A 26,974-nucleotide genomic window follows, 5' to 3' on the forward strand; every position below is an offset into this window, starting at 1 on the left:
GGGTTCGGCCCCGCCCCGGAAACCGGGACGGGGCCGAAGGCCGGTGATGCGGTGGGGGTCAGAGACCCAGGCGCGAGCGGAGTCCGTCGAGCTCGGTCCAGAGCACGGCGGGCAGCTGGTCGCCGAACTCCTCGAACCACTCCTGGATCTGCGGGATCTCGGCCTTCCACTCCTCGGCGTCGACCTTGAGGGCCGCCTCGAGCTGGGCCGGGGTCATGTCGAGACCGTCGGTGTCGAGGGACTCAGGCGTCGGGACGTGGCCGATCGGGGTCTCGACCGCGGCGGCCTGACCGTCGATGCGCTCCACGACCCACTTGAGCACGCGGCTGTTCTCGCCGAAGCCGGGCCACAGGAAGTCGCCGTCCTCGCCCCGGCGGAACCAGTTGACGTAGAAGATCTTCGGCAGCTTGGCGGCGTCGTTGTCCTTGCCGACCGAGATCCAGTGGTTGAAGTAGTCGCCGGCGTGGTAGCCGATGAAGGGCAGCATGGCCATCGGGTCGCGACGCACCACACCGACCGCACCGACGGCGGCCGCGGTGGTCTCGCTGGACAGGGTGGCGCCCAGGAAGGTGCCGTGGGTCCAGTCGCGGGCCTCGAAGACCAGCGGGATGGTGGTCTTGCGGCGACCACCGAACAGGATCGCGTCGATCGGCACGCCGCGCGGGTCGTCGTACTCGGGCGCGAGGATGTCGCACTGCTTGATCGGGGTGCAGTAGCGGCTGTTCGGGTGGCTCGACAGCTCCTCGCTGTCGGGGGTCCAGGGCTGGCCCTTCCACGAGGTGGCCTGGGCCGGGGTGTTCTCCAGGCCCTCCCACCAGATGTCGCCCTCGGGGGTCAGCGCCACGTTGGTGAACACCGAGTTGCCCTTGTTGATGGTGCGCATCGCGTTGGGGTTGGTGTGCTCGTTGGTGCCGGGCGCGACGCCGAACAGGCCGTACTCGGGGTTGACGGCCCACAGGCGGCCGTCCTCGCCGATCCGCATCCAGGCGATGTCGTCGCCCAGCGTCTCGACCTTCCAGCCCGGGATGGTGGGCTGCAGCATCGCGAGGTTGGTCTTGCCGCAGGCGCTCGGGAAGGCGGCGGCGATGTACTTGACCACGCCCTGGGGGCTGGTGAGCTTGAGGATGAGCATGTGCTCGGCGAGCCAGCCCTCGTCGCGGGCCATCACCGAGGCGATGCGCAGCGCGAAGCACTTCTTGCCCAGCAGCGCGTTGCCGCCGTAGCCGGAGCCGTAGGACCAGATCGCGCGCTCCTCGGGGAACTGCACGATGTACTTGGTGTCGTTGCACGGCCAGGCGACGTCGGCCTCGCCCTCGGCGAGGGGGTGGCCCACGGAGTGCACGGCGCGCACGAAGTCGCCGCCGGTCTCCTCGAGGCGGCGCAGCACGTGGGTGCCCATGCGGGCCATGACGCGCATGGAGACGGTGACGTAGGCGGAGTCGGTGAGCTCGACGCCGAACATCGGCTTCTCGGCGTCCAGGTGGCCCATGACGAAGGGGATGACGTACATGGTGCGGCCCTTCATCGCACCGTCGTACAGACCCCGCATGAGGTCCTTCATCTTCTCCGGGTCCATCCAGTTGTTGGTGGGCCCGCAGTCCTTCTCGTCGACCGAGCAGATGTAGGTGCGGTCCTCCACGCGCGCGACGTCGATCGGGTCGCTGGCGGCGTAGAAGGAGTTCGGCTTGATGGCCGGGTTGAGACGGGTGAACGTGCCGGTCGCCACCAGGGCGTCGGTCAGCTCGGTCCACTCCTCGTCGGAGCCGGTGCACCAGTGGATGCGGTCCGGCTTCATCAGGGCGGCGACCTCGGTGACGAAGTCGATGATGCCCTGGTGGGTCGTGGGGGCGGCCTGGGTGGCGGTCATGCGGTACCTCTCGCGCATTCTCGGCCGAGAGGGGCCCCGGCCGGCCGTCGAGCGTGTCGACGGTGTTGTCGTGGAGAAGATCGCCGGCTCCGTTGCGTGGCGGTCTCGTCTTGATGTGGGGCCCGCGAGGAACGCCCGATCGTCGAGCCGACCCCGCGATTCGCCGAGGGTATCCAGCGAGTTCGGGGCCCTCCTATTGGATCGATCCAGGACTCGTGATCCAGATCACGACCGCTTGCCGGCCTGCAAGCACCCCCGGTGGTCACCCGCCCGCGCGAGCCGACGGTGCGTCCCCGGTTAGGCGCCCTCGCGCGCCGTCCGCTATTGTCGTGGAGTCCTCGCCGCTGGCCTGGACGGGCGCCCGTAGCTCAACGGATAGAGCATCTGACTACGGATCAGAAGGTTTGGGGTTCGAATCCCTACGGGCGCGCAACCAAGTAACATCCACTGAAGGGCCTCTGACCTGCGGAAACGCAGCGCAGAGGCCCTTCGGCGTTGACGGGGTGAGGTGGATCAGTCCACACAAGGAGGCCGGTGTGGTCCACACAAAGACACTCGCGTCGGACCCGAGGACGACGCCGCACCCGGTGATGGGCAGGCCCGGTGAGAGTGGAGTGGATCACCCCACGCCGAGTTCTCCTGGTCCGGACCCCTCGGCGAGAACCCCGGTGCGCGCCAAGCAATCGTGGATGGCACGCCGCGGCCGGTCCCGCTCTCGCGGCCAACCGTGATCGGGCCGGTTCGTCGGAAGAGGCCAGTAGGTTCTTCCCACCACGCCGGTGTTTTGACCCGACAGTGTGAGGTGCTCACTGCTGTGGGTGTCGTGGACAGTTGCGTGGACCGGGCGTGAGAGCGGAGAGCGGGATGGAGACCGTCAGCCTGTGGGGCCAGTCCGGATCCCACCTGCCCCTGGAGCGTCCTGCTGACATCAGCGCTCTGCGAGCCTTCCTGCGCACGGCACCCACCAGCGCCGCCGACCGCAGCGACGCCTCGTTCGAGGCTGAACTCCACATCGTCGGCAACCGCATCTGCGCCCGGGTCGAGGGAGTGACGCTGGGATGGATCCCCGACAACCTCGCCCCCGGCTATCGCCCCGTCTTGCAGCGGTTGCTCGACCAAGGTCTGCGTCCCACCGTGACCGCCCGCTGGAACCTCTACGGAGACGCGCTCACCGAGAGCGACGCGTACTACGACCGAGATGACCCGCTGGGATCCAACGGGGCGCTTGCGCTCGGGCTTCCCCACCTCATCACCCCCGCCAACCAGCCGCCGTCCGCTGCCCATCTCGCCCTGCCCGTCGGTCACCGCCTCAAGGTCGCGGTGGGTGCCACGGCGCCGGAGGGGGTGTGGCGCCCGTGGGTGCAACGCCACGGTGGTGCGTGGGTGCACGCCACCCTGCACACCCGCACCGAGCAGCTCGCTCGCACTACCCGAGACATCGTCGAGGTCAGGGTCGACTCGGTCCTGATAGGGACCCTCACTCCCGCCTCAAGCAAGCGCCTCGTTCCACTCATCGGACTCATCGCCGCCACTGGACGGCTCACGGTGGCCCGCGGCCTGATCCAAGGCAACAGCCTCGCGGTCGAGATGGTGATCGCGGTCGTGAAGGCGGCAGAGGTGTCCGAACGCTGGCTGGCCGCCAACGGTCTCACCGGACGCGCAGCTACCGCTTCCGTCCCCGGTGTTGCAGAAGCCCAGGCGACTGCATCTCCGTCCGTCGTACGCGAGCCTGGCTTCTACCCCGACCCGGATGGTGTAGCAGATCAAAGGTTCTGGGACGGCCACGAATGGACGAGCCGCATCCGCATGAATCCTCACTGAGATGAGCCGATCGCCGACGTGGTCGCTGTGAAGGTTCACGCCTACGAACAACTGGTACTCGGACGCCAGTGGGGCCATTGCTGGTCCGCGGGTGAATGCGGCATGACGTAACGCCAACGCGTGCGAAACCGGTCGGACTCGCAGAACCGGCGTCAGGTGCGACCAGTGGTCAGGTACCCGTCACACATCGGCCGAGTCGCAGTGTTCCGGGTGGCGTCGCCGCCACCGCCAGCAAGGCAGTTCACCTCGGCCCGTCCTGCTCATTCAATCGTGTCGGGTGTCACGGAGGCGGCCGGCACCCCTGCCCGCGATGGCCCCGACCACCATCCCGAAGACCGCGCTCACGAAGAGTGCGTACGCCTGATCCGTGATCGGGCCGCCGGCGATGAGGCGCAGCGGCACCGTGAGGGCGAGCGCGGCGAGTGCGGCAAGCGCGCCATGGATCGCCGGCCGGCGGGCGATCCCGACGCGTGTCCCAGCGACCACGAAGCCGGCGGCACCGACGAGGGAGAGCCAGAACAGGCCGAGGGTGGCGTTGAGTCCGGAGGCGAGAGGCGAGAGCAGCTCCCCGATGATCAGCACCGTGAACCCGGTGGAGGCGCCCTTGATGAGCGCCGCCTCATCGACCGCGCGACCGCGCGCGGTCATGGCATGGTCCAGGTCAGGCACGAGCGCACGAACGGGTCGTTCTGCTGGAGGAGGACGTCCCACGGCGCCTGCGCCACCACCGCGTTGTCATGCACGACGGCGACACTGTCCGCCGTGCGCACCCACTCATCGGCGGTGCATGCGGTCGTCAGGACGCTGCACAGGTGAGGCACGACGCGGAGCAGGTCAGGGAGCAGCCTGCCCAACGTGGGGTCGAGATCTCCGTCGATGACCAAGAGGGGGCGCTCGAGGCCGAGGGCACGCGCGAGCGCGACCCGCCGCCGGTCCGAGACGGACAGGACGGATGTGGGCGCCTCCGCGAGCGCGGACATCCCCACCAGGTCGAGCCAGTCACGCGCCCGATCCTCCGGGATCCCGGCCAGGGCACGATGCGGGCTGCAGAGGTTCTGGAGCACCGTGAGATCGAGGAGTACGCCGTCGCTCTGTGGCACGTAGGCGACGTGTTGAGGCACGCGCCGCCGACGCCGCCCGGTGATGCGTTCTCCCAGCGCGAGCAGCTCGCGGACGATCACGGTCTTGCCTGCGCCCGACGGGCCGAGGAGGACGACCCGCTCACCGTCATCGATGCGGAGTGTTCCGTGGACCGGGTGGGCGAGTTCGGCCAGCCTCATCGTGGAGCTCCTGTGACGGGGGGGACGACCGACGATCCGGGCTCGGGGCGGAAGGCGTCGGCGTAGCGGACGTCAGCCTCGTCCATCAGCACCCGGATCTCCTCGTTCCACCGAGCGAGGGATCGGTCCAGAGTCAGCCGCGTGCGGATGTCGTCACGTAGGGCGGTGTAGGTCGTGCGCGGCGGCACGATCGCCGTCACCTGCCCGATGTACCAGCCGAGTGAGGTCCGCACAGGACCGAAGAGCGCGCCGCGAGGTGCGGCGAAAGCGGCGGCCCCGAAGGCCGGATCGAGGTCGCTGCGCCGGAGCAGTCCGATGTCCCCCCCGATATCGCGGCTGCTGGCGTCCAGGCTGGAACGCGCGGCCTCGGTGTCGAACGCAGCGCCAGCCCGCAAACGTGCTGCGACACCGAGTGCGGCCTGGCGTGACGCCGTCACGATGGTGCGGATCCGTCGTGTCTCCGGCTGAGCCCAGGCCTGCGGGGCGCTGTCGAAGGCAGCCCGGACCTCCTGGTCCGACACCTCGACATCGGCCGTGACGATGTCGAAGAGTCGTTGTCCCGAGAGTTGTCGCCGGATCTCCTCCCGCACCTCCTCCTCATCGATCCCGAGCTCTGCGAACTCGGCTGAGAACGCCGCGCGAGCATCCGATGCCGTGCCGTATCGGCTCTTCAGGTAACGGTCGAACGCGGCGTCCACCTCCGACTCGGACACCGTCACACCCGCGTTCCCTGCGGCATCGTCGAGCACGAGTGTGGTCGCGAGTGCCTGAGCCGCCCCACGGCGGTAGTCGCCGAGCTCGTCCTCGGCCGGCGCAGCAAGTCCGTAGACCGCCGCAAGCACTCGGGCGCGTTGATCGACGGCGTCCTCGGTCACCGTGGTGCCCGCGATCACGAGCGCCGCTCCCGGAGGCAGGGAGGCCGCCCCCGAGGGGTCGTCCTGGGTCCGGGCCCTCGCCGCTGCTGCGATCCCGAGCGCCACCACGACGAAGCCCACCAGGACCACCAGCCGGCGTCGGGACCAGCGTGTGCTCCCACGAGGCTCACCCGGATCGGTCTCACCCGGATCGGTCTCACCCGCCTCGAGCACGTCCACCTCGGGCTCCACCGCCTCGTCGATCACTGCCTCCTCAGTCCCCGGTCCGTGTCGCCGGGCGCCCACCAGTGTGCGTCGGGAGCTCGGCGAAGGCTTTGGCCGCTGGAACAAATTGCGACCCCGAATTGGTCTGGTGTTCCGTTTCCGGAGTCCTGTGACGCCGATTACAGTCACGCCGCCGCCTGCTCCGGAAGCCCGATCTCAGGACGGCGAGGCATTCCATGAAGGAGACGCCCGTGGTCGCCGCAACCCCCCGTTCGGGGGGTCTTCGCCCCCCGAACGGAGCGGTGAGTGGGGGTCGTGGCCGGGTGTGGCGCCGGTTACACATAGTCGAGCGAGTGACAGAGAAGAGAGGTGAGTCGGCATGGATGAACGTTCAAAGCACCGTGCGGTTGCGACGGCAGACAGCGGCGTGGTGTCCGCGCCCACAACTCCTGGGCTGCCGGTGGAGGCGGCTCCAGCGAGCGAGCGTGCGCCCCGCAACAACCCACTCCTCGGAGCCCTGCGTGAGACGGGCGAGATGATGGTGCTCGCCAAGGAGGTCGTCGTCTCCGCCGTCAGGGAGCCGCGGGGCTACTGGGGCGAGGTGCGCGAGCAGATGTTCGCGATCCTCAAGCTGTGCATCATCCCTCTGACGGTCTCCTGCATCGCGTTCGGTCTCGGCGCACCGGGGCTGCAGGGTGGCAACCTCTACAGCCTCTTCGGCATCCCCGAGCGGCTCGGCTCCTTCTTCATCATGGCCAGCATCCGGGAGTTCGCTCCGTGGATCGACGCCATGATCGTCGCCGGCGTGGTCGGCACCGCGATCACCGCCGACCTCGGCGCCCGCCGCATCCGTGAGGAGATCGACGCGCTCGAGGTGCTCGGCATCGATCCGGTCCGGGCTCTGGTGATCCCCCGCGTCATCGCGCTGACGATCATGACCGGTCTGCTGGTCATCTTCGCCCTCTGCTGCGGTGTGATCGGTGGCTTCATCGCCGCGGTGCCGATCCTCGACGCGACCCCGGCGGCGTTCGTGACCAACTTCTGGTCGAACGCCTCGACTGTCGATCTCATCGGCAGTGTCCTGAAGACGACCATCTTCGGGTTCCTGATCGGTGTCATCTGCTGTTTCAAGGGCCTCAACGCGAAGGGCGGATCGATCGGCGTCGGCCGGGCCGTCAACCAGGCGGTCGTGATCAGCTTCGCGGTGATCTGGATCTTCAACTACGTCTTCACCACCATCATGCTCGGGCTCTACCCCGGCATCCAGGTCGCGAGGTGATGGCGTCATGACCATGGTCGAGCCCACGAACTCGGAGCCGATGTCTGCACCCGCGAGCCGTGCGCAGGTCAAGGACGACGACTACGTCGACTTCTCGCCCGCGTCCCTGCGACGCCAGCTCACCGGATCCTTCACCACCTTCGGTGAGTTGGCACGCTTCTCGCTGGCCGCCCTGCGCGCCATCCCGGGACTGCGTCACTACCCCACCGAGGTCTTCCGCCAGGCAGCCATCCTGATCCTGTCCAGCGGATTGATCATCTTCCTGATGATGTTCGTCATCGGGGCCCAGTGCGGCATCGAGGGCAGCTACACCCTCAAGCAGATCGGTGCACCCCTGTATTCGGGCATCTTCACGGCCTGGTGCGGCCTGCGCGAGATGGGGCCCTACATGTGGGGCTACATCCTCGCCGCCAAGGTCGGCTGCGGCCTCGTGGCGGAGATCGGCTCGATGCGGATCTCCGAGGAGATCGACGCCACCGAGGTGATGGGCATCGATTCCATGAGCTACATCGTGGCCTCGCGCATCGTCGCGGCCTGGCTCGCGATGCCGTTCCTCTACGTCACCGGTCTGGCGCTCATGTTCCTCGCCGAGAAGCTCGTGGTCGTCGACCAGCTCGCCTCGGTGTCACCAGGTGGCTACTCCTTCATCTTCTGGCTCTACCAATCGCCAGGAGACCTGCTGTTCTCACTCATCAAGATCATGGCGATGGGGACGGTCATCATCTTCGTCGGCTGCTTCTTCGGCTACAACGCGACCGGCGGACCCGTCGGCGTCGGCCGCGCCACTGCTCGCTCGATGATCCTCAACATGGTGTTGATCCACATCATCGGCCTGCTCGGCACCCAGCTCTTCTGGGGGCTGTCCCCCAACGCTCCCATCGGCAATTAAGGACGACAACATGACCGCCACCATGCCCTCTCGGGACGACGTCGCCACCGAGGGTGACAACGCTGTCGAGGTCCGCAGGCTGGAGAAGTCCTTCGGCAGCTTCAAGGTCCTGCAGGGACTGGACCTCGACTTCCGACGCAACTCGATCACCACGGTGCTCGGCCCCTCCGGTACCGGCAAGTCGGTGCTGCTCAAGCACATGGTCGCGCTGCTCGAGCCCGACGCCGGCGACATCGTCTTCTTCGGCAAATCCGTGTCCAGCATGACGCGGCAGCAGAAGTACGCGATGCGCCAGCGTTACGGGGTGCTGTTCCAGGACGGTGCGCTGTTCGGGTCGATGAACATCTTCGACAACGTCGCCTTCCCGCTGCGCAAGCACACGGACAAGGACGAGGACGAGGTGCGTGACATCGTCCTGCGCCGCCTCAGCGAGGTCGGCCTGGAGGCCTCGTTGAGCAAGTACCCCAGCGAGGTGTCCGGCGGCATGCGCAAGCGGGCGGGCTTCGCCCGGGCCCTCGTGCTCAACCCCGACGTGGTGCTCTTCGACGAGCCGGACTCCGGCCTGGACCCCGTTCGCACCTCGCTCCTCAACGACCTGATCCTCGACGTCCACGCCGAGTACGGCGGCACCTACGTCCTGGTCACCCACAACATCCCCACCGCTCGCAAGGTGAGCGACTACGTGGGGCTGGTGTGGCAGGGCAAGCGCATCCACTACGGCCCGACCGAGGAAGCCTTCGACTCCGCCGACCCCTTCGTGCGCCAGTTCCTCGCTGGTGACTCCGCCGGCCCGCTCGGGATGGACTGATGGCGGCGACGACGAACACAGTCCGGCCGCGCCTGCTGCTCCTCGCAGCCGGTGCTCTCGTGCTCGGCCTCGCGGTGATGGGCGGGCTCCGTCTCACCCGGGGCGACGGCTACCAGCTCCAGTTGGTCTTCCCCTCGGCCCCGGCCGTGGTGAAGGGACTCAAGGTCCAGGTGGACGGCTTCGATGCCGGCCAAGTGACCGATCTCGACGTGCGTGACGGACAGGCGGTCATGACCGTGACGCTGGAGCCGGAGTTCGACGACGTACCGGAGGGCTCGACCGCGAGCATCGAGTGGAAGGCGGTGCTCGGCGAGCGGGTCGTCCAGATCACGCCGGGTCCCACCTCTGGTCGCCCGCTGCCTGACGGTGCGATGGTCCGCGGCGACGACCGAGTGGAGATCGACCAGGTCCTCGCCGCGCTCGACGCGCCGACCCGCGCGCGACTCGAGTCGACGATCGTCTCGCTCGACAGCGTCCTGAAGAACCGGGGAGACGACGTCAACGCGACGCTCGAGAGGCTCGGGCCCGCCGTGAAGGCACTCTCCGCGGTGCTCGGTGGTGTCGGAGCCGACGGCCCGGCGATCCGCAACGTCGTGACACGGTCCGCGGACCTCATGGCGGTCCTCGACGGCAACTCCGAGGAGATCCGTTCGATCATCCGGGACCTGGACGCGCAGCAGTCGGCGCTCGCCACCGAGGACGACACCATCTCCGAGGCGCTCGCCGAGCTGCCCTCGACCCTCCGGCAGGCCCAGGACACGCTGGGCAGCGTGCCGCCGGCGGTGGGTGCCGTGAGCCCGTTGCTCGGTGAGCTCACGCGTTCAGCGGACGAGCTGCCCGCCTTCCCCCGTGAGGCGTTGCCTCTCCTCGCCGACCTCAACCCGGCCCTGGCCGATACACGGGTCGCGATGCAGCGCCTCTCCTCGCTCCTCGGGATCTCTCCCGAGTTGCTTCGCAGTTCGACCCAGCTCCTGCCTCAGGTGAACGATGCGGCCGGGGGTGTGTTGCCCACGCTGGCTTTCCTGCGTCCCTACACGCCGGAGATCACGGGCTTCTTCACCAACTGGGCCTCCGCCGGACAGCAATACCTCGGTGACTACCACGTCGCCCGCATCAAGGTGCAGGAAGGCACCACGACCCCGATCGACCTGCTCAATTCACCGCCTCCCGGCGTGACGCAGGATGAAACTCCCCTCCCCGGCAGCAACGTGGGTCAGGGCTGGACGGACGCCACCGGAGGTCGCATCCGATGAAGAGAAGGAAGCAAGGTGCCGTGCACTTCCTGCGTGCCCGACGTCGCGCCGCGCTCGGCGTGGTGGGCGTCACCGTCGGAGCGCTCGTCGCTACCGCTGCATCCTCGGCAGCCGATGACTTCGGCGGCTCCGGCGAGGAGCTGACGCTCTTCGCTGAGACGACCGACGCCGGCGCCCTGATCGTCGGCAACGACGTGCGGATGTACGGGGTGAAGATCGGGGTCATCGACGACCTCGAGGTCGTCGACAACGCACGGGCTCGTCTCACGCTCGCGCTCACGACGACGCAGACCCCGATCCACCAGGACGCGACGCTGCGCATCCGACCGGTCAGCCTCCTGGGCGAGCGGTACATCGAACTCACGCCGGGGAGCCCCGGCGCGCCTGTGGTGGACGACGGCGACACACTCCCTGCCGAGCAGGTGTCGCGCGCGGTGGATCTCGACGAGGTCCTGGACGCGGTGGACGAGCCCACGGGTGAGGCGCTCTCCATGCTCCTGACCACCCTCGGTCAGGGTCTGGCCGGCAACGGCGAGAACACCTCCGACGCGATCGCGAGCCTCGCGCCCTCCATGGAGCAGGCGGACAAGCTGGTCGCGGTCCTGGAGGACCAGACCAGCACCTTGCAGCAGCTGGTGGACTCGTTCTCCCCGGTCGCCGCCGCACTCGCGGTGAACCAGGGCGGCACCACCGACGCGCTGTTCGACTCGGCCGCTGAGCTCCTCAACGCGACCGCGGACGAGCGTTCCGCGCTGGAGGCGACACTCGAGGAGCTGCCGGCGACCCTGCGCACCGCGGAAGGCACGCTGGACCGGCTCTCGACTCTGTCGGACGAGACCATCCCCGCACTCCGCTCGGTACAGCCGTTCACCTCCCAGCTCGAGCAGGTGGCCGACGAAGCAGGTGCGTTCGCGACTGCGGCCCAGCCCGCCATCGAGAGCATCCGTCCGGTGCTCGTCGAGGCCAGGAAGCTCGTGGACCAGGCGACGCCGCTGGTGTCCCAGCTCGCTGGCAGCAGCGACGCGATGTTCGCGAACGCCGCCAACGGCTCCCGGTTCCTGCTCGACCTGACCGACCGGCTCGACGGCCTGCTGGACTTCATCACCTACTGGTCGCTGACGACGAACGGCGAGGACGGTCTGTCCCACTACTTCCGTGTCCAGCTCATCAACCACCCCGACACGGTCACCTCGCTCGACCCCACCGGCACCCTGCCCGTCGACCCCCTGCAGCCAGGAGCACTCGGCGACCTCGACGTGCCGGTCCTCCCGGGGCTGCTGGACGCGGTCCCGTCGGTCCCTGACGTCCTCGGAAGCCTGCCCGGGCTCGGCGGCGGCAAGGGAGGCCTCGGCGGCAGTGGCACCTCAGGCGGCCTCGGCGGCCTGTTCAACTGGCGTGCCGCCGACGCCCAGGACAGTGCCACGGGGCTCTCGATCTCGCAGGAGGAAGCGTTGTTCTCGATGTTGACCGGAGGTGCCTCGTGAGTGGCTCCTCGCGTTCTGGATGGCGACAGCCCACCGTCCTGGCCGGTGCCGGCCTGATGGTGTTCTTCGTGATCTCGCTCCTCGTGGCGTTCACCGTCCAGAAGGGCGTGCCGGGCAAGAGCTACACCTACGCCGAGGTCGCCTTCGAGGACGTCGGGTCCCTGCGTGTCGGTGACGACGTCCGCCTCCGCAGCGTGCGGGAGGGTCAGGTCTCCGCGATCGAGGTCGGCGACGAACACGCCATCGTCCGCCTCCAGCTGCCTGCGGACATGACACTCCACCGGGATGCGACGGCCACGATCCGCGCCCGTTCCGCCCTCGGGCAGGCGTACGTCGACCTGCAGCCGGGCAGCGAGTCGGCGGGTGACCTGGGCAATGACGTCCTCGGCCTGAGCCAGACTCGCAGCCAGGTCCAGCTGGACAGCCTCCTCGACGTCTTCGACGAGCGCACCCGCGCTGCCGGCGCAGCCGCGGCGCGCGAGGCCGGACTCGGGGCAGCACGCCATGGACAGGATCTGAACTCCTTCCTCAGCACGGCCCCCGACACCTTGGCAGACCTCGCGGAGGTCTCGGACGCCCTCAGCTCCGACGACGCGGACCTCGCGACGACGCTGCAGGCAGCGGCGACGCTCTCGGAGCACCTGCGCGCCAGCAGCACCGAACTCGCCACGCTCATCGAGTCGAGCAACGCCGTCCTCGATGCGTTCGCTGTCGACGACACCGACCCGCTGCGCCGCACGCTGCGTGCGGCACCGTCGACCCTGAGCGACGCACGCAGCGCTCTCGACGCGCTCCAGCAGCCCGTCGAGTCCGCGACGTCCGCGGTGAGGGCGCTGCGCCCGGGGCTCGACGACCTCGGACGCCAGACCTCGTCCTTGCGCCAGGCACTCGTCAGCGGCACGACCACCCTGGACCAGGTGCCGCCCGTGGCCGAGTCGGCCCTCCCGGCGGTCACGTCCCTGACGGGGACGGCGTCGGACCTGCGGCCGCTCTCGGTCCAGCTCTCCTCGACCTTCGATCGTGCCAGGCCCTTCACCGCGGGTATCGGCGACTACGGCACCAACGCCGGTCTGTTCTTCGAGTGGTTCGCCGACGCCCTGTCGCAGAGCCTTCCGAACGGCGACCACTACCTGCGCTTGGACCTCGTCACCGGACCGTCGGCGATCGCCGGCACCATCCCCGGGCCGTCGCCGCTCACCCCGAACAACCCGTATCCCGGCCCGCGCGAGGCCTACAACGAGGGAGGACGCTGAGATGCAGATCCCGGCCAGATTGCGACGCCTGAGCACGACGCAGGTGGGGGCCATCGCCGTGGCTCTCGCCCTGGTGATCGGCACGCTCCTCTTCCTCAAGACCCAGATCGGCGTTGCGCTGCGTGCGGGGGAGACGGTCACCGTCGAGTTCTCCCGCGACTACAAGGTGCGGCCCAACGTGACCCGGGTGAAGGTCGCCGGCGTTCCGATCGGCGTCGTCACCGACGTCGAGGCTGCGGGTGACGGATCCCGCGTGACCCTCAAGGTCGACGAGGGGATCCGCGAGCTGCTGGGGAGCGAGCCCTCCGCGGCGATCCGGCCGACGACCATCCTCGGTGGCAACTACTACATCGACCTCAAGCCGGGAGGCGACCGCGGCGTCGCGGCGCAGGGCCCGATTCCCGCGACGCGGACGACTGTGCCGGTCGAGCTCGACGCGACGGTCGGGATGCTGACCCGGCCCGCTCGCGACGCGGTCCGCCAGGACATCGCCCTCGTCGACGACATCTTCTCCGGCCCCGCGACCCCGGCGCTGCGACGGTTCGTCCGCACGACGCCCCCGGCGCTGCGAAGTTCCGCGCTCCTGCTGCGCGCCGTCGCCGGCACCCGTCCGGCGCAGGACCTCACCGACGCGATCAGCGGTCTGGACTCCGTGGCGCGGCAGCTCACCGAGGACCGGGAGGCCCTCGCCGCGGACATCGAGGGACTCGCGACCGTGGCGTCTACCTTCGCCGACCGCTCCGCCGACATCCGCTCCGCCGTCGACCGGGCACCGCAGACGCTCCGCAGCTCGCGCAGCGGTCTCGAGCGCCTCGACTCGGTCCTTGCGGAGGTCATCGAGACCAGCGAGGTCGCGATGCCCTCTGCTGAGGCGCTCACGTCCCTGCTACGCACCGCGCCCGGCGATCTGAGCGAGGTGCGGCCGGTCGTGCGCAACCTGCGGCCCCTGATGAAGGACCTCAGCCCCGCCCTGGCGGATCTCGACCCGAGCGCCCGCAAGCTGCAGACGGTCGTCAACGACGTCAAGTCGCCGGTGATCTCCCGGATCAACGGGCCCGTGCTCGACACCCTCAACTCGCCCGTGGGCGGTGCGGACTCGCCGCTGGGCTACGAGCAGATCGCCTACATGTTCACGATCCTGAACCTCAACTCCATGACCACCGATTCCAACGGAGCCATGATCAACTTCCAGCCGGGCGTGGGCCCCGACACCGCCACCGAGTTCGGGATCCCCCGGACCACCACCGACGTGGGCAGCCGACTCCTGAGCCTGTTCTCGAGCGAGGGACGATGACGGGCCGGATCTCCCGCGCCTGGGGGCAGTTGAGGCGCACACCCGGCTTCGGCCGTGACGTGGTGACCGTGGTCCTGACGATCGCGATTGGGATCGGCGTGGCCGGCTTCCTGCTCGTGCAGCAGCGCATCCAGTGGCCCTGGGCCGAAGACTTCACCTTCCAGGCCCGTTTCGTCGAGGCACCGGCCATCAGCCCCGGCAACGGGCAGGAGGTCCGGATCGCCGGCGTCCCGGTGGGAGAGATCACGCACGCGTCGGTCAGCCAGGACGGCGAGGCGCAGCTGACCTTGACGATCAAGCCCGACTACGAGGTCTACCGCGACGCCCAGCTCGTCCTGCGGCCCAAGAGTCCGTTGAACGAGATCTACGTCGAGCTGTACCCGGGGACACCGGAAGCCGGACCTCTGCCGGAGGACGGCGTGGTCGCCTCGACGCAGACCGCGGCGCCGGTGCAGGCCGACGAAGTGCTGCAGAACCTGGACGGCACCACGCGGTCCGCGATCACCACGCTGCTGTCCCAGTCCGACCAGGCCCTGGCGTCCTCGGAGGTGTCCCTCGCGCCGGGCCTGGATGCCACGGGTGACACCCTGGAGCGACTCCAGGCCGTGTCCGACGCCCTGGACTCGCGACGCGCAGCCCTGGCCGAATTGGTCACCTCGCTAGGCGTGGTGGCTCAGGCGGTCGGTCACGATGACGATCGCCTGGCCGCGCTTGCCGTCGATGCCCAGGAGACGTTGGCCGCACTCGACGCCAAGAACGAGCAGCTCGACGGGTCACTGGCGGCGCTTCCCGATTTCGAAGCGAGCCTGCGTGACGCGACGTCGAGGATCTCGACGTTGTCCGACGAGCTCGTGCCGACCTTGCAGAGCGTGCGCCGCGCGAGCGGTGAGCTGCCGGGGGCGCTGACGCGCCTGCGTCAGACGCTGACCGACCTCGCGGACCTCAGCAGCGTCGCCGGCCCGCTCGTCGAGGATGCCCGGCCGTTGGTGCGCGACCTGCGCCCGCTCGCCGCCGCGGGCAACCGGAGCCTGGCGTCCCTCCTCCCGTTCACCGGGCGTCTCGACTCGATCACGGCTCGCATGATCGACCGTCTCGACTACCGGGGCGACGGCCGGTTGGGATATCTCCAGGACTTCCTCGCGAACACCACCAGTGTGGGCTCGCTGCGCGATGGGAACGGCGGCATCTTCCGAGCCGAGCTCGTTCAGTCGCCCCAGTCGCTCCTGCAGTTGACCGATGGAGGTAACGGACAGTGAGAATCCGTCGAAGTGCGCTGCCCAAGTGGCGGCTCGGCACGATCATCGCCTTCTCGATCGCGATGGCCATCGTCTTCCTCTTCCTGTGGTCCAACTCAGGAGGTCGGCTCCCGGTCGGCGGCAGCGACTACCAGGTGACGCTCCAGTCGCAGGACCTGCAGAACCTCGTCGAGAACTCCGACGTCACCATGGCGGGTGTCAAGGTGGGCAGCGTCCTCGCCGTCGACGGCCGTGGGGAGAACGCGACGGCGGTGATCGCGCTGGACGACGAGGTCGTGCCGCTCCACGAGGGTGCGACATTCGCGCTGCGGAGCAAGACCCTCGTGGAGGAGACGTACGTCGACCTCACCGACGGCACCGGCGGCGAACTGGCGGACGACGCCGTGCTGCCGTTGTCGGCGAACTCGTCGTCGGTCCACCTCGACCAGGTGCTGGCCGAGCTGACGCCGAAGGCGCGTGAATCCCTCGGCAGCCTGGTCCGGGGGGCCGGGCGCGCCACGGATGATCGCGCGATCGACATCCACGTCCTGCTCGCCGGAGCCGGTGTCCTGGGCGAGGAGGGCCACGACGCCCTGAGCGCACTCGCAGAGCAGCAGGCTGATCTCGTCCGCCTGAGCCGCACCAGTGCGCGGGTGCTCGCCGCGTTCGACGAGCGCCAGGGCCAGGTCGCCCACCTCGTGACGATGGCCCAGCGGAACATGCTCGCCACGGCGCGCCAGCGGTCGTCGCTCGAGGACACGGTGCGCCTCCTGCCCGGCGTCCTGGACAGCGCGTCCGAAGCCGCGCCGGCACTGCAGACGCTCGCCTCCGACCTCGGGCCACTGGCCTCCTCGCTGGAGACGGCCGCTCCGGGACTCAACGACGTCCTCGCCCGGCTCCCCCAGACGACTGCCGAGCTGCGCGACACGTTCCCCGTCGTGAGCACCGTCCTGACGAAGGCGCCCGCCACGCTCGACCGGATCCCGGCGCTGGACTCGGAGTTGGAGCCGCTGATCCCGAACGTGTCCGACGCCCTCACCGATCTCAATCCGATGATCGGCTACCTCAGCCCGTACGGTCGCGACCTCGCCTCCTTCTTCGCCAACGACTCGTCCGTCTTCGGTCTGAAGGACGAGACCAGCCGCTTCGTACGAGTGTTCGCGGTCCTCAACTCCACGAGCCTGGTCGGAAACCCGATCCCCACCACCGGTATCGGCGGTGTCGGTCAGAACCCGTACCCGGCACCGGGTACGCTCGGCGATCCCGACGTCCGCTTCGGCGGGGACTACCCGAAGGTGGAACGCGAGGAGTGACGGTCCGGTCCGATCAGGCAGCAGGACGCTCCGGCTCTCGGATGGTCGCCGGAGTGCTCCTGGTGATCCTGGGGGCGTTCACCGGGTTGGGTCTCGCCCGGCTCGAGTTCGACACCTCGGTCGCCACCTTCCTCGGGGAGGACGACCCGGCTCGGAAGGCCTACGCGGTCGACGAGGAGCAGTTCGGCTCCGACCCGTTGACCGTGGTGGTGCGTCGTACGGATGGGAGCTCCTTGGTCTCCAAGGAGCTCCTCCCGGCCGTGATCGGCCTCGAGGGGGAGATCGCGGGGCTGCCGGACGTCGCGGTGGTCTACGGCCCGGGCACGATGCTCAACCAGCTCACGGCCAGTGCCCAGAACGTGCTGAGCGGGATCAGCCTCAAGCGTCAGGAGATCGCCGCGCAGGCGCAGCGCGAGGCCCGTGGGGCCGGGCTTTCTGATGCCGCGGTGGCGCGTGCGACCGAGGAGGCGGTGCAGCGGTTCGACCTGCGCTACGGGGTGCTGTTGACCCGGGCGATGTCCGCGGGGCTGCCCACGCTTTCAAACCAGCGCTTCATCGACGCCGTCGCCTTCGACGGTGCGGAGCCCAGTCCTCAGCTGCGCTTCGTCATCCCGGACCGGCAGACGATCGCCATCGTCGTCCGGCCTCGGCCGGAGTTGGAGCAGGCTGAGGTCTCGGCGCTGGTGTCCTCGGTCCGGGGGCTGGTGGCCGATGCCGAGCTCGGTGACGTCACCGCGGAGTTCAGCGGCTCACCGGTGGTGCTGGCCGCACTGGTGCAGCAGTCAGAGAAGGAGGTCGTCATCCTGACGGCGGCCTCGTTCGTCGCTTCGGGGCTGCTGCTGGCCTGGGGTGTGCGTCGGCTCCGCGGACGTTCGCGCTGGCTCGGCATCGTCGTCCCGTTGGTCGCCGCCGGAGTCGCGGTGCTCTTCGATCTGGCCCTGTTGGGGTGGCTCGATCAACCGGCTTCCTTGGTTCTGGTCGCCGTTCTGCCCGCCCTGGTCGGGATCGCCAGCGACGTCCCCATCTACCTCGGCCTGTTCGGGTCGACCCGGCGTGTCACTGCCACCGCCGTGGCGACCGCGGCAGGGTTCGCCGTGACCGCCATCTCGCCCGTCCCGTTCCTGCAGCAGCTCGGACTGCTCCTGGCTGTCGGTGTGCTGATGGCCTGGTTGGTCGCTGCACTGCTCCGGCACCTGGTGGCTGCGCCGGTGACGGGCGAGCCTGGTGCCGCGGTGGACGCGCCGCCGGTGGTCCTCGGGGAACGTGGCACGAGCCGTGCCCGCGTGGCACTCGGCGGCCTCGTGCTGCTGGCGGGCGTCGGGTGGGCGCTGCTCCCCGGGATCCCCCTCGATGCTGACTTGGCCGGTCTCGCCGATGGTCTCGCGGTCGAGTCGGAGGCCTCGGCGACCCAGGAGGCGCTCGGCGTCACAGGCCAGGTCGACGTGCTGCTCGTGGGCGGGGGAGTGACCGCCGAGTCGCTCGACTGGTCGCGGCAGGCGCGAGAGGCCGTGCTCGCCGCTCACGCCGACGAGCTGCGCCCCGTCCTGTCCCCCAGTCAGCTGCTCGGCTTCCTGGGCGAGGCCCCGAGTCCCCGACAGATCGAGTCCGCACTGACGATCCTGCCGCCCTACCTGCTCGGCGCGGTCGTGAGCGAGGATCGCACGACGTCGGTCGTGTCCTTCGGCGTCGTACCGGGCGACATCGGGGAGCAGCAGCGGCTGGTGGCGTCGGTGGAGCGACTCCTCCCGCCGCCGCCCGCAGGGGCCGAGGCGATCGTGACCGGCGTCCCCGTGGTCGCCGCTCGTGAGTTCGAGCTCCTCGACGCCTCCCGCTACGGGGCGAACCTCATCGGTATCCTCGCGCCGGCAACGATGATCCTGCTCGTGCTGGGGTGGCGGCACCGCCGGGACGCGGCGACCGCACTCCTCGCTGCCGCGGTTGCCACCGGACTCGGCCTGCTCGTGCTGCGGCTCTCCGGCACCTCCTTGACCCCCCTGACGTGTGCTCTGGGGTCGTTGACCGCGGCGGGTGGCTGCGAGTTCACCGTGATGCTGCAGCACCGCGCGTTCCCCTGGCGCAGTGTGCTCGTGGCGGGTGCCACGTCCGTCGTCGGGTACCTCGTCCTGCTCGGGTCCGAGCTCGACGTTATGCGCAACTTCGCCCTGGTCCTGACGCTCTCCGTGGTGTGGGGCGGGCTCGCGGCCGGTGTCGTGGCCCGTGCCTTCCCGGCCGCGGAGGACGACGTCGACGCCCCGGACCTCCGCGTGCGCGACGATCCCGTGGTGGTGGGCGTGTGACCACCCCCCGCCGCGTCCTGCTCGTGGGGCTGGTGCTGGTCACGGTGATCGCGGGCGTCATCGGCGTGCGTTGGTGGCAGCAGCGGCTGCCCGACGACGCCGTCTTCCGACTCGACGGCCAGGTCTACGTGCGCGCCGATCTCGACGCCTACCTCGACGAGCAGCGCGCCATGTACGGGACCCGGCTGTCCTCACCGACAAGCGACGAAGCACTCCGCCTGGCCGCCCACTCGTACGCCCTGTCGCTGGTCGTCGAGGAGTCCGCCGTCCGGCGTGGAGTGGACGTCACCCCCGAGGAGGTGACGGCGGCGATGCAGAGGTTCGTCACGGACAACTACCCCGGTGGGCGATCCGAGTTCGTCGAGGCACTCGCGACCGAGGGCGTCACCGAGGCAGCCGTCGCCTCCGAGCTTCGGCGTCAGCTGGTTGTGGAACGGCTCTTCGCCGACGTCACCGACGACGTCGTCGTCTCCGCGGACGAGGTCGAGGCCACCTACCGGGAGGACCCCGACGGCTTCGCCGTACCGCCTCTCAGAAGGATCTCCCAGATCGCCGTCCCGGGGCAGCGTCGCGCCGCACTGCTCGTCTCACAGCTCGACGCGAGCAATTTCGCCGCGACCGCACGCCGTGTCTCCCTCGACGAGGCGACGGCCGCCTCCGGCGGGTCGCTCGGGTTCGTCGCTCGTGAGGATCTTCAGCGACCCTTCGGTGACGCTGCGTTCGCGGCGCGCCCCGGGGTGGTCTTCGGGCCGGTGAAGTCGGCCGATGCGGACTACTTCTACGTCGGCATCGTCACGCAGGTCCGGCCCGGCCGCCTCCGAACCCTCGACGAGGTACGGGGACGGCTTGCGGAGGCGCTGCGTGCCGAGCGGGCACTCGGAGCATGGCAGGACTACCTCCGGGACCTGCTCCGGTCCGCTGACCTCGAGTACGCCGAGGACTTCCGCCCCGAAGACCCATTCGACCTTCCCGGGAGCGTGACCGATCCCGTCGCGCCGAAGCAGGGTGACCGATGATGGACGCGGTGCTCACCGTGGTTGGTGTTCCGCTCCTCGGTGCCCTCCTCCTGGTCGGCGGCTGGTGGGGTCGGCGTCACGCGGACCTCCTGGTCGGCTCGCAGGGCGCACCGGACCTGCGGGCGCATCGGCGTGCCGGACTCATGAGAGGCTCGTTGGCACTGGCCGTCGCGGGCGTGTTCATGCTGGTCGGCGGCCTCGGTGCTGCCATGGTGGTCGTGTTCCGTGGGTGAGTTCAACGGCGGGCGCCACGCGACCAGGAGTGGTGGTGTCGGATCGTCCGGACTGCCCCTCGGGGGCATCCCGGGGACGGCCGATGTCCGGCAGGTCTTGTTCGAGGTGGCCCAACTGCTCTTCGCCGGCGCGGCGCCCTCAGCGGTCCTCGAGCGAATCGTCACTACGTTGTGCGCACACGTGGGCTACGAGCGCTGTCTCATCACCTCCGTCACAGCGGGGGCCGGAGGTCAGATGCTGGGGCAGGTGGGGTTCGGCATCAAGCACGAGGACGTCCTCCAGGTGGCCGAGCTGTTGGCCGAGGTCCCTGTCCTCCACTCCCTGATGTGCACCCCAGGACCGCACGTGCTCCGGCAGACCGATCTCGAGGCTGCCATCCCGTCGCGCTACGTCGACCTGTTCGGCGTCGCTGGGACGTTGGTGCTGATCCCGCTCATCGACGGACAGCTCGGACCGCTCGGGCTCATGTTTCTCGACCGTGACGGACTCGACTTCGAACCTCAACCGCAAGAGCTCGACGTGCTCGCCGAGTTCGGTGAGATCGCGACCCTGGCGGTACAGAACGCCACCCTCCTCCAGGACCGTGCCAGTCTGGTGGCCATGGTCGAGCGGAGTCGTCTCGCCAGTGACCTCCACGACGGCGTCACCCAGCGGATGTTCACGCTGTCCCTCACGCTGAAGGAGCTGAAGGAACTGCCCGGACTTCCGGCAGCTGCCGATGACCTGCTCGATCGGGCTCGGCGGGACGTCGATGCCGCGGGCAGTCAGTTGCGGCGGGCCCTCACTCAGTTGGTCGAGCCTGAGGTGCGGACCGTGGACAGCGATCAGGCGCCCCGATTCGAGGAGCTGTTGCGACGGACCGTCGAGGAGGCGAATGCGGAGATGGGCCTGGCCGCGGACTTCGAGATCGCGGGTCGCGGGGGTCCTCCCACGGCCGCGCGTCAACGCGTCATGCGGCGCGCCGTGCGAGAGGCTCTGGTGAACATCGCCAAGCATGCCGGTGCGACCCAGGTGTCCGTGATCCTGCGACGCAGCGATCACCACTGGGTCGTCGAGGTGCACGACGATGGGCAGGGCCGCGCTCATCTGATCCGACGTGGGATCACGTCCGAACAGTCGAGTTTCGGGCTGCGGAGTCTCCAGAGCGACGTCGACTCTGTCGGTGGACGGATCTGGATCTCGCAGTCGGAGCGACTGGGCGGCCTTCAGCTGACGCTCTCGGTCGAGGTGATGGAATGACGACGGTGGCGCTGCTTGACGACCACGGCATCGTGCTCGAGGGCCTGGGTCGCCTGCTCGAGCGCTCGGGCTTCAGGGTCGTCCTGTCCGACCACGACCCTGATCGCTTCCTCGTCGCTGTTCACCATGCGGCGCCAGATCTCTGCATCCTCGATCTTCGTCTGGCCGAAGGGCGCTCCGGGATCGACGTCGCGCGCGAGGTCAGGGTGCTTCTCCCCTTGACCCGGATCGCGGTGTTGACCAGTAGCGAGGACGGCGCGAAGGCTGCGGAAGCAGTGCGTGCCGGCGCCACGGGCTTCGTCATCAAGGACGCGCAGCCGGAGGCGCTGGTCGAGCGACTGGCCGCGGTGGCTCGTGGTGACCTGGTCCTCGACGGGCGCGTGGCACAGCAGGTGGTGGCCCCGGCGACACCAGCGGCAGGGCTCCTGAACGATCGTGAGCGGACCGTGCTGAAACACATCGCGGCCGGTCTGACCAACCAGCAGATCGCGCGGGAGATGGCCCTGTCGCCGCACACGGTCAAGGACTACGTGACCGTCACGATGCGCAAACTCGGGGCCACCAGCCGCGCTGAGACCGTGGCGCGAGCGATGGCGGCACGACTGATCTGATGAGGTCGCGACCAGCGGCACCCAGGCGCTGTGGTGTCCTCGTCATGCACCTGGGGATCACGTAATCTGAATCGTTAACCGTGTGCAGGGGGAAAGGGGGTCAAGGTGCAGACGCAGCGGCCGGAGGGCCTGTCCAACTGGATGACCGGGTTCTTGCTGACGGAGACGCGTCCGGACAAGTTGCAGGAGTGGACCGACCACACCACCGACGCCATCCTTCAGGAGATGCCTGAGTTGGCGCGGAGTCCCAGGCTGACGAAGGTCCTCCACGGCGCCGTCGAGCAGCACTGGCTCGCGTTCCTCCAGAACTTCTCCCACCCGGACTTCCACTTCCGGCTCGTCGAGGAGGGGTACCTCCTCGCGACGGAGGTGGCGAACGCCGGTCTCCCCCTCGAGGTGATCATCAAGATCTATCGAGTCGCTCAGCAGAACGTGTGGGCCTACGTCACCCAGGCCGTCAATCAGATCTCCCCCGAGGTGTGCAGTCAGAGCGACGCGCTCATCTACTTCTGGAGCAGGGCGGGGGCGTGGATCGACGAGTCCATCGAGGCCTCGACCGACATCTTCCAAGCCACGCGTGTGAAGGAGGGTGCCTCACCCGAGTTGAGGCAGCTCGCCGCGGTGCGTGACGTGCTGGCGGGCGAAGTGCCCGATCCTCGGAGGGTGTCAGCGCTGCTGGGTGGCTACCCGTTGTCCGTGCGGCAGGTCGCTGTCGTCCTGTCGTGCTCTCAGAGCGAACCAGAGCGACTCGAGCGGGTGGCGCTGCGCGCTGTCGATGCGGTCGGCGCCTCGCGTCATCTGCTCGTGCACCCCGGCCGCGGCTTGGCCTGGCTGTGGCTTCCCGGCAACTTCGATGTCCGGCGGCTGTCGGATGCGGTGTCGGCGGCTGATGACGACGTGCCCGTCCATCTCGCTGTCGGTGTTCCAGCGGACGGCCTGGCTGGATTCATCTCCTCCCACGCTGATGCCCAGTCCACGCATGACATCGCACTGCGCCGAGCGTCTGGGCCGGGCCGACCGACGGTGACGTACTACGAGGAGATCGAGCTCAGCTCGCTGCTGCCCTGCGATCGGCGGGTGGATCGCTTCATGCATCGCATCCTCGGGCAGCTGGCGGAGACCGAAGGGAGTACGGAGCGCCTTCGCGAGACGATCTCCGCCTACCTGGCGCAGGGAAGGAACGTCGACGAGGCGGCGGCGCTGCTCTGTGTGCACCGCAACACGGTGCGCTACCGGCTCGCTCAGGCGGAGGAGATGCTCGGCAGCTCGATCGCGAAGCTCGGAACCGACCTGGAAGTGGCGCTTCGGCACTTCGAGCTCTTCCACGCCCAGCAGTGAACCCGCACGCCGGCTTGCGCCGGCTCGCTGACGTCAGAGGTCGCCGCTGACGGGGAGGGGTGCTCCCTCCCCGACGGAGGACATGGCTTTCGACCATGAGGCGGGATGTCCGACGAGGTCGTGGAGATCGGTCTCGTTGGGGACGTCGTCGACGCTGAAGACACCTCCCAACGTTTCGTCTCGGCGGTAGAGGATGACGTGCCCCGACCCGGGTGCGCCGATGCTCACCGTCTCGTCGTAGTGCGGTGACCCCGAGAACCGGATCCGGTGCCCGTGCCACCCCGAGGTGCGCGTCGGAGTACCCGTGAACGTGGTCACCAGTCCTCGGCCGATCGCGTTGCGTCCCGCGACGAAGCCCTGTTCGACGGCGCTGCGCCATTGCTCTACCCGTAGCAGGTCGCCACCGATCGATGCCCACGGTGCGTGGGCGACGTCGCCGCACGCCCAGACATCGGGAAGGCTCGTTCGCAGGTCCGGGCCGCAGACCACACCGCGGTCACGAGGGTGGAGCATGAGCCCGGACCCTTCGAGCCAGGCCGTCGATGGCGCGGTTCCGAGTTCCACGACGACCAGATCGGCATCGATGGTGCCCCCCTCGCTGAGAACGACACCGGTGACCCGTCCCGCTCGTGTTGCGAGCGAAACGACTCGGTTGCCCGCACGCAACTCCACTCCGGCACGCTCGTGGAGCAGGGCACAGACATGTCCCGCCGCCAGGCCGAACGTCCGGCCCATCGGGACCGGCTCCTCGAACACCATCGTGACGGGCAGGCCGCGGGAGCGAGCGGCCGAGGCGATCTCAGAGCCGATGACGCTGGCGCCGACGACGACGATGCGCGCTCCCCGTTCGAGCGCCTCACGTACGCGCTGGGCGCCGACAGGAGTCCTCAGGGTGACCACTCCCGTGGGCTCGTCGCCATCGATCCGTAGCGGGTGTGCTCCGGTCGCCACGATGAGTCGGTCGTAGGAGAGGGCCTCACCGGAGTCGAGGAGTACGTGGCGTGATGCGAATCGCAGCGCGACGGCGCGGCGGCCCCGCAGGTAGGTCACACCGAGATCGTCGGCCAACTGCTCCGCTGCGCGGAATGTCGTGACGGCGGGGGGCACCAGCCCTGGCTCCAGGAACGCCTTGGACAGAGGGGGGCGGTCGTACGGCGGTCGGTCTTCAGCCCCGATCAGCGTGATGGAGCCCTCGAAGCCCCCAGCGCGCGCACCTTCCACCGCGCACAGGCCCGCGAGGCCTGCGCCGGCGACGACGAGTCGGTCCGGTGGTGCTGTCACCGCCGGGGCCCCGTCGGTCGCCGGAGCGGACCGTGCTGGGCGGCATCGGCAAGCGTCGCTTCCATGTCAACAGATGGGGCTGACATTGCGGGGTGACCTCATCTCGATCCGGCGGACGCACCTTCGTGCAGTGGCTGAGCCGCACGGTGCCAGGGATTGACGTGCTGCGCTCTGGACGACCGGACAAGGCTCGCGGTCGTCCTTGGGCTCCCCGACACCTCGCCCCACCTGTTTGTCGCGTTAGCCAAGGATGTGCTGAATTTTGGGCCCGAGGAGCCATGAACCACCCCGGTCGCGGCGCCCATGATGTGCCCCAGTGATCGGGGTGGCTGTCGCGACGTGACAGCGAGCACCGACCTCGCAACCGCCCCGACCTTGGAGGACCCATGAGCCAGTCGAACCTCGCCCAGCTGCTCGAGGACAGCACCCGACGATCTCCCGAGCGGGTCGCCCTCGTCCTCGGAGACACCCGCCTGACGTATGCGCAGGTCAACGGAGCCGCCAACCAAGTGGCCAACCTGCTGCTCGAGCGTGGCATCCAGCCCGGTGACAAGGTGGCGCTGACCTGTCCGAACCTGCCGTATTTCTCCATCGTCTACTACGGCATCCTCAAGGCTGGTGCGACCGTGGTCCCGCTCAACGTGCTGCTCAAGGGCCGCGAGGTGGCGTACCACCTCGCGGACAGCGACGCGAAGGCGTACTTCTGCTTCCAGGGCACTCCTGAGCTTCCGATGGGCACCGAGGGATTCGCCGGGTTCCAGGAGACCGAGGGCTGCGAGCACTTCTTCGTGATCACCGCCGACCCGAACGCCGCCTCGCCGATCCCGGGTGCGACCACGTTGGGCCAGGCGCTCGCCGGGAAGGCAGCCACCTTCGACACCGTCGCGACGTCGGAGGACGACACCGCGGTCATCCTCTACACCTCCGGTACGACCGGCCAGCCGAAGGGTGCGGAGCTGCGACACCGCAACATGCGCGACAACGCGCTCTCGGGTGTGCACCTGTTCGGCGCCGACCCGGAGCGGCCGGACACGTATCTATGCGTGCTGCCGCTCTTCCACTCCTTCGGCCAGACGGTGATCCAGAACGGCGCGTTCGCCTACGGCGGGACGGTGGTGATGCTGCCCCGGTTCGAGGCGCAGCCGGCGCTCGGTCTGATGCTGCAGAACAAGGTCACCTTCTTCGCTGGCGTCCCCACGATGTACTGGGGTCTGTTGGGTGCGCTCGACGACTCCATCGACGTCGCCGAGCTCAGGGACAACCTCCGAGTGGCCGTCGCCGGCGGCTCGGCGCTGCCCGTGGAGGTGCATCGGGAGTTCGAGAAGCGCTTCGGCGTCACGATCCTCGAGGGGTACGGCCTCTCGGAGACCTCCCCCGTCGCCGCGTTCAGCCCCTTCGGCGAGATCCCGCGCGTGGGTTCGATCGGCAAGCCGATCCCCGGTGTCGAGATGAAGCTGCTCGCCACCGACCACACGGAGATCCCCGAGGAGTTCGACGAGGACGGGCTGAGCCCGGTCGGGGAGATCGCGATCAAGGGCCACAACATCATGAGGGGCTACTACGGCCGTCCCGAGGCGACCGAGGAGGCCATCGTGGACGGTTGGTTCCGCTCCGGCGATCTGGGGCGCAAGGACCGCGACGGCTGGTATTACATCGTCGACCGTTCCAAGGACATGATCATCCGCGGTGGCTACAACGTGTACCCCCGTGAGATCGAGGAGGTGCTGATCACCCACCCCGCGATCTCGCTCGCAGCCGTGATCGGCGTCCCGCACGAGTCGCACGGCGAGGAGGTCAAGGCCGTGGTGATCCTCGCTGACGGTGCGTCGGTGACGCCGGAGGAGATCATCGCGTGGGGCAAGGAGCAGATGGCGGCCTACAAGTACCCCCGGATCGTCGAGATCGTCACCTCGCTCCCCATGACCGCGACCGGCAAGATCCTGAAGAGGGAGCTGCTCTGAGATGAAGCGTGAGATCTACGGTGAGGACCACGAGGCGTTCCGGTCCTCGGTGCGTGAGTTCCTGGAGCGTTCGGTGATCCCCCACGTGGAGGACTACGCCACGAACAAGGCCATCCCGCGGGAGTTCTGGCTCGAGGCCGGC

At 68.9% G+C, this 26,974-nt stretch carries 23 protein-coding genes and 1 tRNA gene; 19 read left to right on the forward strand and 5 right to left on the reverse strand.

The window, feature by feature from the left end; genetic code table 11:
• Nucleotides 1-58: 58 nt before the first annotated feature.
• The gene (locus tag ACERUJ_RS18475; RefSeq protein WP_370250385.1) at nt 59-1,867 is read right to left on the reverse strand and encodes a phosphoenolpyruvate carboxykinase (GTP); all 1,809 of its coding nucleotides are present in this window, start codon (nt 1,865-1,867) and stop codon (nt 59-61) included.
• A 357-nt stretch (nt 1,868-2,224) separates the two neighbouring features.
• Here ACERUJ_RS18475 and ACERUJ_RS18480 point away from each other — a divergent pair.
• Nucleotides 2,225-2,297: transfer RNA gene (locus tag ACERUJ_RS18480), tRNA-Arg, on the forward strand.
• A 434-nt stretch (nt 2,298-2,731) separates the two neighbouring features.
• Nucleotides 2,732-3,688 carry a DUF2510 domain-containing protein gene (locus ACERUJ_RS18485; RefSeq protein WP_370250386.1) on the forward strand — a complete coding sequence of 319 codons (957 nt, stop codon included), beginning with the start codon at nt 2,732-2,734 and terminating at the stop codon, nt 3,686-3,688.
• 264 nt (nt 3,689-3,952) lie between these two features.
• Here the strand turns inward: ACERUJ_RS18485 and ACERUJ_RS18490 are convergent, their stop codons facing one another.
• Genes ACERUJ_RS18490 through ACERUJ_RS18500 form a run of 3 tightly spaced genes read right to left on the reverse strand, consistent with a single transcriptional unit; the run spans nt 3,953 to nt 6,089 of the window.
• The gene (locus ACERUJ_RS18490) at nt 3,953-4,357 is read right to left on the reverse strand and encodes a hypothetical protein (RefSeq protein WP_370250387.1); all 405 of its coding nucleotides are present in this window, start codon (nt 4,355-4,357) and stop codon (nt 3,953-3,955) included.
• Nucleotides 4,333-4,968, reverse strand: coding sequence for an ATP-binding cassette domain-containing protein (locus ACERUJ_RS18495; protein ID WP_370250388.1), 636 nt, complete (start codon nt 4,966-4,968; stop codon nt 4,333-4,335). Before ACERUJ_RS18495 ends, ACERUJ_RS18490 begins: the two co-directional genes overlap by 25 nt.
• A complete protein-coding gene (locus tag ACERUJ_RS18500; protein ID WP_370250389.1) occupies nt 4,965-6,089 on the reverse strand; it encodes a peptidylprolyl isomerase in 1,125 nt (374 codons plus the stop codon). The genes ACERUJ_RS18495 and ACERUJ_RS18500 overlap by 4 nt, the downstream gene beginning before the upstream one ends.
• A gap of 493 nt (nt 6,090-6,582) precedes the next feature.
• On the opposite strand from ACERUJ_RS18500, the gene ACERUJ_RS18505 reads away from it, so the two are divergent.
• The 15 genes from ACERUJ_RS18505 (at nt 6,583) to ACERUJ_RS18575 (ending at nt 23,590) form a co-directional block, all read left to right on the forward strand.
• Nucleotides 6,583-7,326 carry an MlaE family ABC transporter permease gene (locus ACERUJ_RS18505; protein WP_370250391.1) on the forward strand — a complete coding sequence of 248 codons (744 nt, stop codon included), beginning with the start codon at nt 6,583-6,585 and terminating at the stop codon, nt 7,324-7,326.
• A 7-nt stretch (nt 7,327-7,333) separates the two neighbouring features.
• Nucleotides 7,334-8,215: an ABC transporter permease gene (locus tag ACERUJ_RS18510; protein WP_370250392.1), complete on the forward strand. Its 882-nt coding sequence runs from the start codon at nt 7,334-7,336 to the stop codon at nt 8,213-8,215.
• Nucleotides 8,216-8,225: 10 nt separating this feature from the next.
• Entirely contained in the window at nt 8,226-9,023 is a 798-nt protein-coding gene (locus ACERUJ_RS18515; RefSeq protein WP_370250395.1) for an ABC transporter ATP-binding protein, read from the forward strand.
• The gene (locus tag ACERUJ_RS18520; protein WP_370250396.1) at nt 9,023-10,276 is read left to right on the forward strand and encodes an MlaD family protein; all 1,254 of its coding nucleotides are present in this window, start codon (nt 9,023-9,025) and stop codon (nt 10,274-10,276) included. The genes ACERUJ_RS18515 and ACERUJ_RS18520 overlap by 1 nt, the downstream gene beginning before the upstream one ends.
• Nucleotides 10,273-11,760, forward strand: coding sequence for an MlaD family protein (locus tag ACERUJ_RS18525; protein ID WP_370250398.1), 1,488 nt, complete (start codon nt 10,273-10,275; stop codon nt 11,758-11,760). Before ACERUJ_RS18520 ends, ACERUJ_RS18525 begins: the two co-directional genes overlap by 4 nt.
• Complete coding sequence (locus ACERUJ_RS18530) at nt 11,757-13,013, forward strand: MlaD family protein (protein WP_370250399.1); 1,257 nt, start codon at nt 11,757-11,759, stop codon at nt 13,011-13,013. The genes ACERUJ_RS18525 and ACERUJ_RS18530 overlap by 4 nt, the downstream gene beginning before the upstream one ends.
• A 1-nt stretch (nt 13,014) precedes the next feature.
• Nucleotides 13,015-14,307 (forward strand): MlaD family protein, encoded by a 1,293-nt coding sequence (locus tag ACERUJ_RS18535; protein ID WP_370250401.1) that lies wholly within the window; start codon nt 13,015-13,017, stop codon nt 14,305-14,307.
• Nucleotides 14,304-15,563: an MlaD family protein gene (locus tag ACERUJ_RS18540; protein WP_370250402.1), complete on the forward strand. Its 1,260-nt coding sequence runs from the start codon at nt 14,304-14,306 to the stop codon at nt 15,561-15,563. Before ACERUJ_RS18535 ends, ACERUJ_RS18540 begins: the two co-directional genes overlap by 4 nt.
• A 62-nt stretch (nt 15,564-15,625) precedes the next feature.
• Nucleotides 15,626-16,855: an MlaD family protein gene (locus ACERUJ_RS18545; RefSeq protein ID WP_370250419.1), complete on the forward strand. Its 1,230-nt coding sequence runs from the start codon at nt 15,626-15,628 to the stop codon at nt 16,853-16,855.
• 53 nt (nt 16,856-16,908) lie between these two features.
• Entirely contained in the window at nt 16,909-19,152 is a 2,244-nt protein-coding gene (locus ACERUJ_RS18550; RefSeq protein ID WP_370250403.1) for an RND transporter, read from the forward strand.
• Entirely contained in the window at nt 19,149-20,168 is a 1,020-nt protein-coding gene (locus ACERUJ_RS18555) for a peptidylprolyl isomerase (protein ID WP_370250405.1), read from the forward strand. Before ACERUJ_RS18550 ends, ACERUJ_RS18555 begins: the two co-directional genes overlap by 4 nt.
• Nucleotides 20,168-20,401 (forward strand): hypothetical protein, encoded by a 234-nt coding sequence (locus tag ACERUJ_RS18560; RefSeq protein WP_370250407.1) that lies wholly within the window; start codon nt 20,168-20,170, stop codon nt 20,399-20,401. Before ACERUJ_RS18555 ends, ACERUJ_RS18560 begins: the two co-directional genes overlap by 1 nt.
• A complete protein-coding gene (locus ACERUJ_RS18565) occupies nt 20,394-21,641 on the forward strand; it encodes a sensor histidine kinase (protein WP_370250408.1) in 1,248 nt (415 codons plus the stop codon). The genes ACERUJ_RS18560 and ACERUJ_RS18565 overlap by 8 nt, the downstream gene beginning before the upstream one ends.
• Complete coding sequence (locus ACERUJ_RS18570) at nt 21,638-22,252, forward strand: response regulator (protein WP_370250409.1); 615 nt, start codon at nt 21,638-21,640, stop codon at nt 22,250-22,252. Before ACERUJ_RS18565 ends, ACERUJ_RS18570 begins: the two co-directional genes overlap by 4 nt.
• Nucleotides 22,253-22,357: 105 nt before the next feature.
• Nucleotides 22,358-23,590 (forward strand): PucR family transcriptional regulator, encoded by a 1,233-nt coding sequence (locus ACERUJ_RS18575; protein WP_370250410.1) that lies wholly within the window; start codon nt 22,358-22,360, stop codon nt 23,588-23,590.
• Nucleotides 23,591-23,623: 33 nt separating this feature from the next.
• Here the strand turns inward: ACERUJ_RS18575 and ACERUJ_RS18580 are convergent, their stop codons facing one another.
• The gene (locus ACERUJ_RS18580) at nt 23,624-24,871 is read right to left on the reverse strand and encodes an NAD(P)/FAD-dependent oxidoreductase (RefSeq protein ID WP_370250411.1); all 1,248 of its coding nucleotides are present in this window, start codon (nt 24,869-24,871) and stop codon (nt 23,624-23,626) included.
• Between the two features lie 386 nt (nt 24,872-25,257).
• On the opposite strand from ACERUJ_RS18580, the gene ACERUJ_RS18585 reads away from it, so the two are divergent.
• Nucleotides 25,258-26,832 (forward strand): long-chain fatty acid--CoA ligase, encoded by a 1,575-nt coding sequence (locus tag ACERUJ_RS18585; protein ID WP_370250412.1) that lies wholly within the window; start codon nt 25,258-25,260, stop codon nt 26,830-26,832.
• A 1-nt stretch (nt 26,833) separates the two neighbouring features.
• Nucleotides 26,834-26,974: acyl-CoA dehydrogenase family protein (locus tag ACERUJ_RS18590; RefSeq protein WP_370247970.1), on the forward strand; the 141-nt coding region annotated here is incomplete at its 3' end.

Source organism: Nocardioides sp. (assembly GCF_964228225.1).
Classification (GTDB): Bacteria; Actinomycetota; Actinomycetes; order Propionibacteriales; family Nocardioidaceae; genus Nocardioides.

Excerpts from the sequence above, each read along its gene's own strand:
- ACERUJ_RS18475 (WP_370250385.1), bottom strand. The coding sequence starts at position 1,867 with ATGACCGCCACCCAGGCCGCCCCCACGACCCACCAGGGCATCATCGAC.
- ACERUJ_RS18485 (WP_370250386.1), top strand. The coding sequence starts at position 2,732 with ATGGAGACCGTCAGCCTGTGGGGCCAGTCCGGATCCCACCTGCCCCTG.
- ACERUJ_RS18495 (WP_370250388.1), bottom strand. The coding sequence starts at position 4,968 with ATGAGGCTGGCCGAACTCGCCCACCCGGTCCACGGAACACTCCGCATC.
- ACERUJ_RS18505 (WP_370250391.1), top strand. The coding sequence starts at position 6,583 with ATGATGGTGCTCGCCAAGGAGGTCGTCGTCTCCGCCGTCAGGGAGCCG.
- ACERUJ_RS18510 (WP_370250392.1), top strand. The coding sequence starts at position 7,334 with ATGACCATGGTCGAGCCCACGAACTCGGAGCCGATGTCTGCACCCGCG.
- ACERUJ_RS18515 (WP_370250395.1), top strand. The coding sequence starts at position 8,226 with ATGACCGCCACCATGCCCTCTCGGGACGACGTCGCCACCGAGGGTGAC.
- ACERUJ_RS18520 (WP_370250396.1), top strand. The coding sequence starts at position 9,023 with ATGGCGGCGACGACGAACACAGTCCGGCCGCGCCTGCTGCTCCTCGCA.
- ACERUJ_RS18525 (WP_370250398.1), top strand. The coding sequence starts at position 10,273 with ATGAAGAGAAGGAAGCAAGGTGCCGTGCACTTCCTGCGTGCCCGACGT.
- ACERUJ_RS18535 (WP_370250401.1), top strand. The coding sequence starts at position 13,015 with ATGCAGATCCCGGCCAGATTGCGACGCCTGAGCACGACGCAGGTGGGG.
- ACERUJ_RS18540 (WP_370250402.1), top strand. The coding sequence starts at position 14,304 with ATGACGGGCCGGATCTCCCGCGCCTGGGGGCAGTTGAGGCGCACACCC.
- ACERUJ_RS18545 (WP_370250419.1), top strand. The coding sequence starts at position 15,626 with ATGGCCATCGTCTTCCTCTTCCTGTGGTCCAACTCAGGAGGTCGGCTC.
- ACERUJ_RS18560 (WP_370250407.1), top strand. The coding sequence starts at position 20,168 with ATGGACGCGGTGCTCACCGTGGTTGGTGTTCCGCTCCTCGGTGCCCTC.
- ACERUJ_RS18570 (WP_370250409.1), top strand. The coding sequence starts at position 21,638 with ATGACGACGGTGGCGCTGCTTGACGACCACGGCATCGTGCTCGAGGGC.
- ACERUJ_RS18585 (WP_370250412.1), top strand. The coding sequence starts at position 25,258 with ATGAGCCAGTCGAACCTCGCCCAGCTGCTCGAGGACAGCACCCGACGA.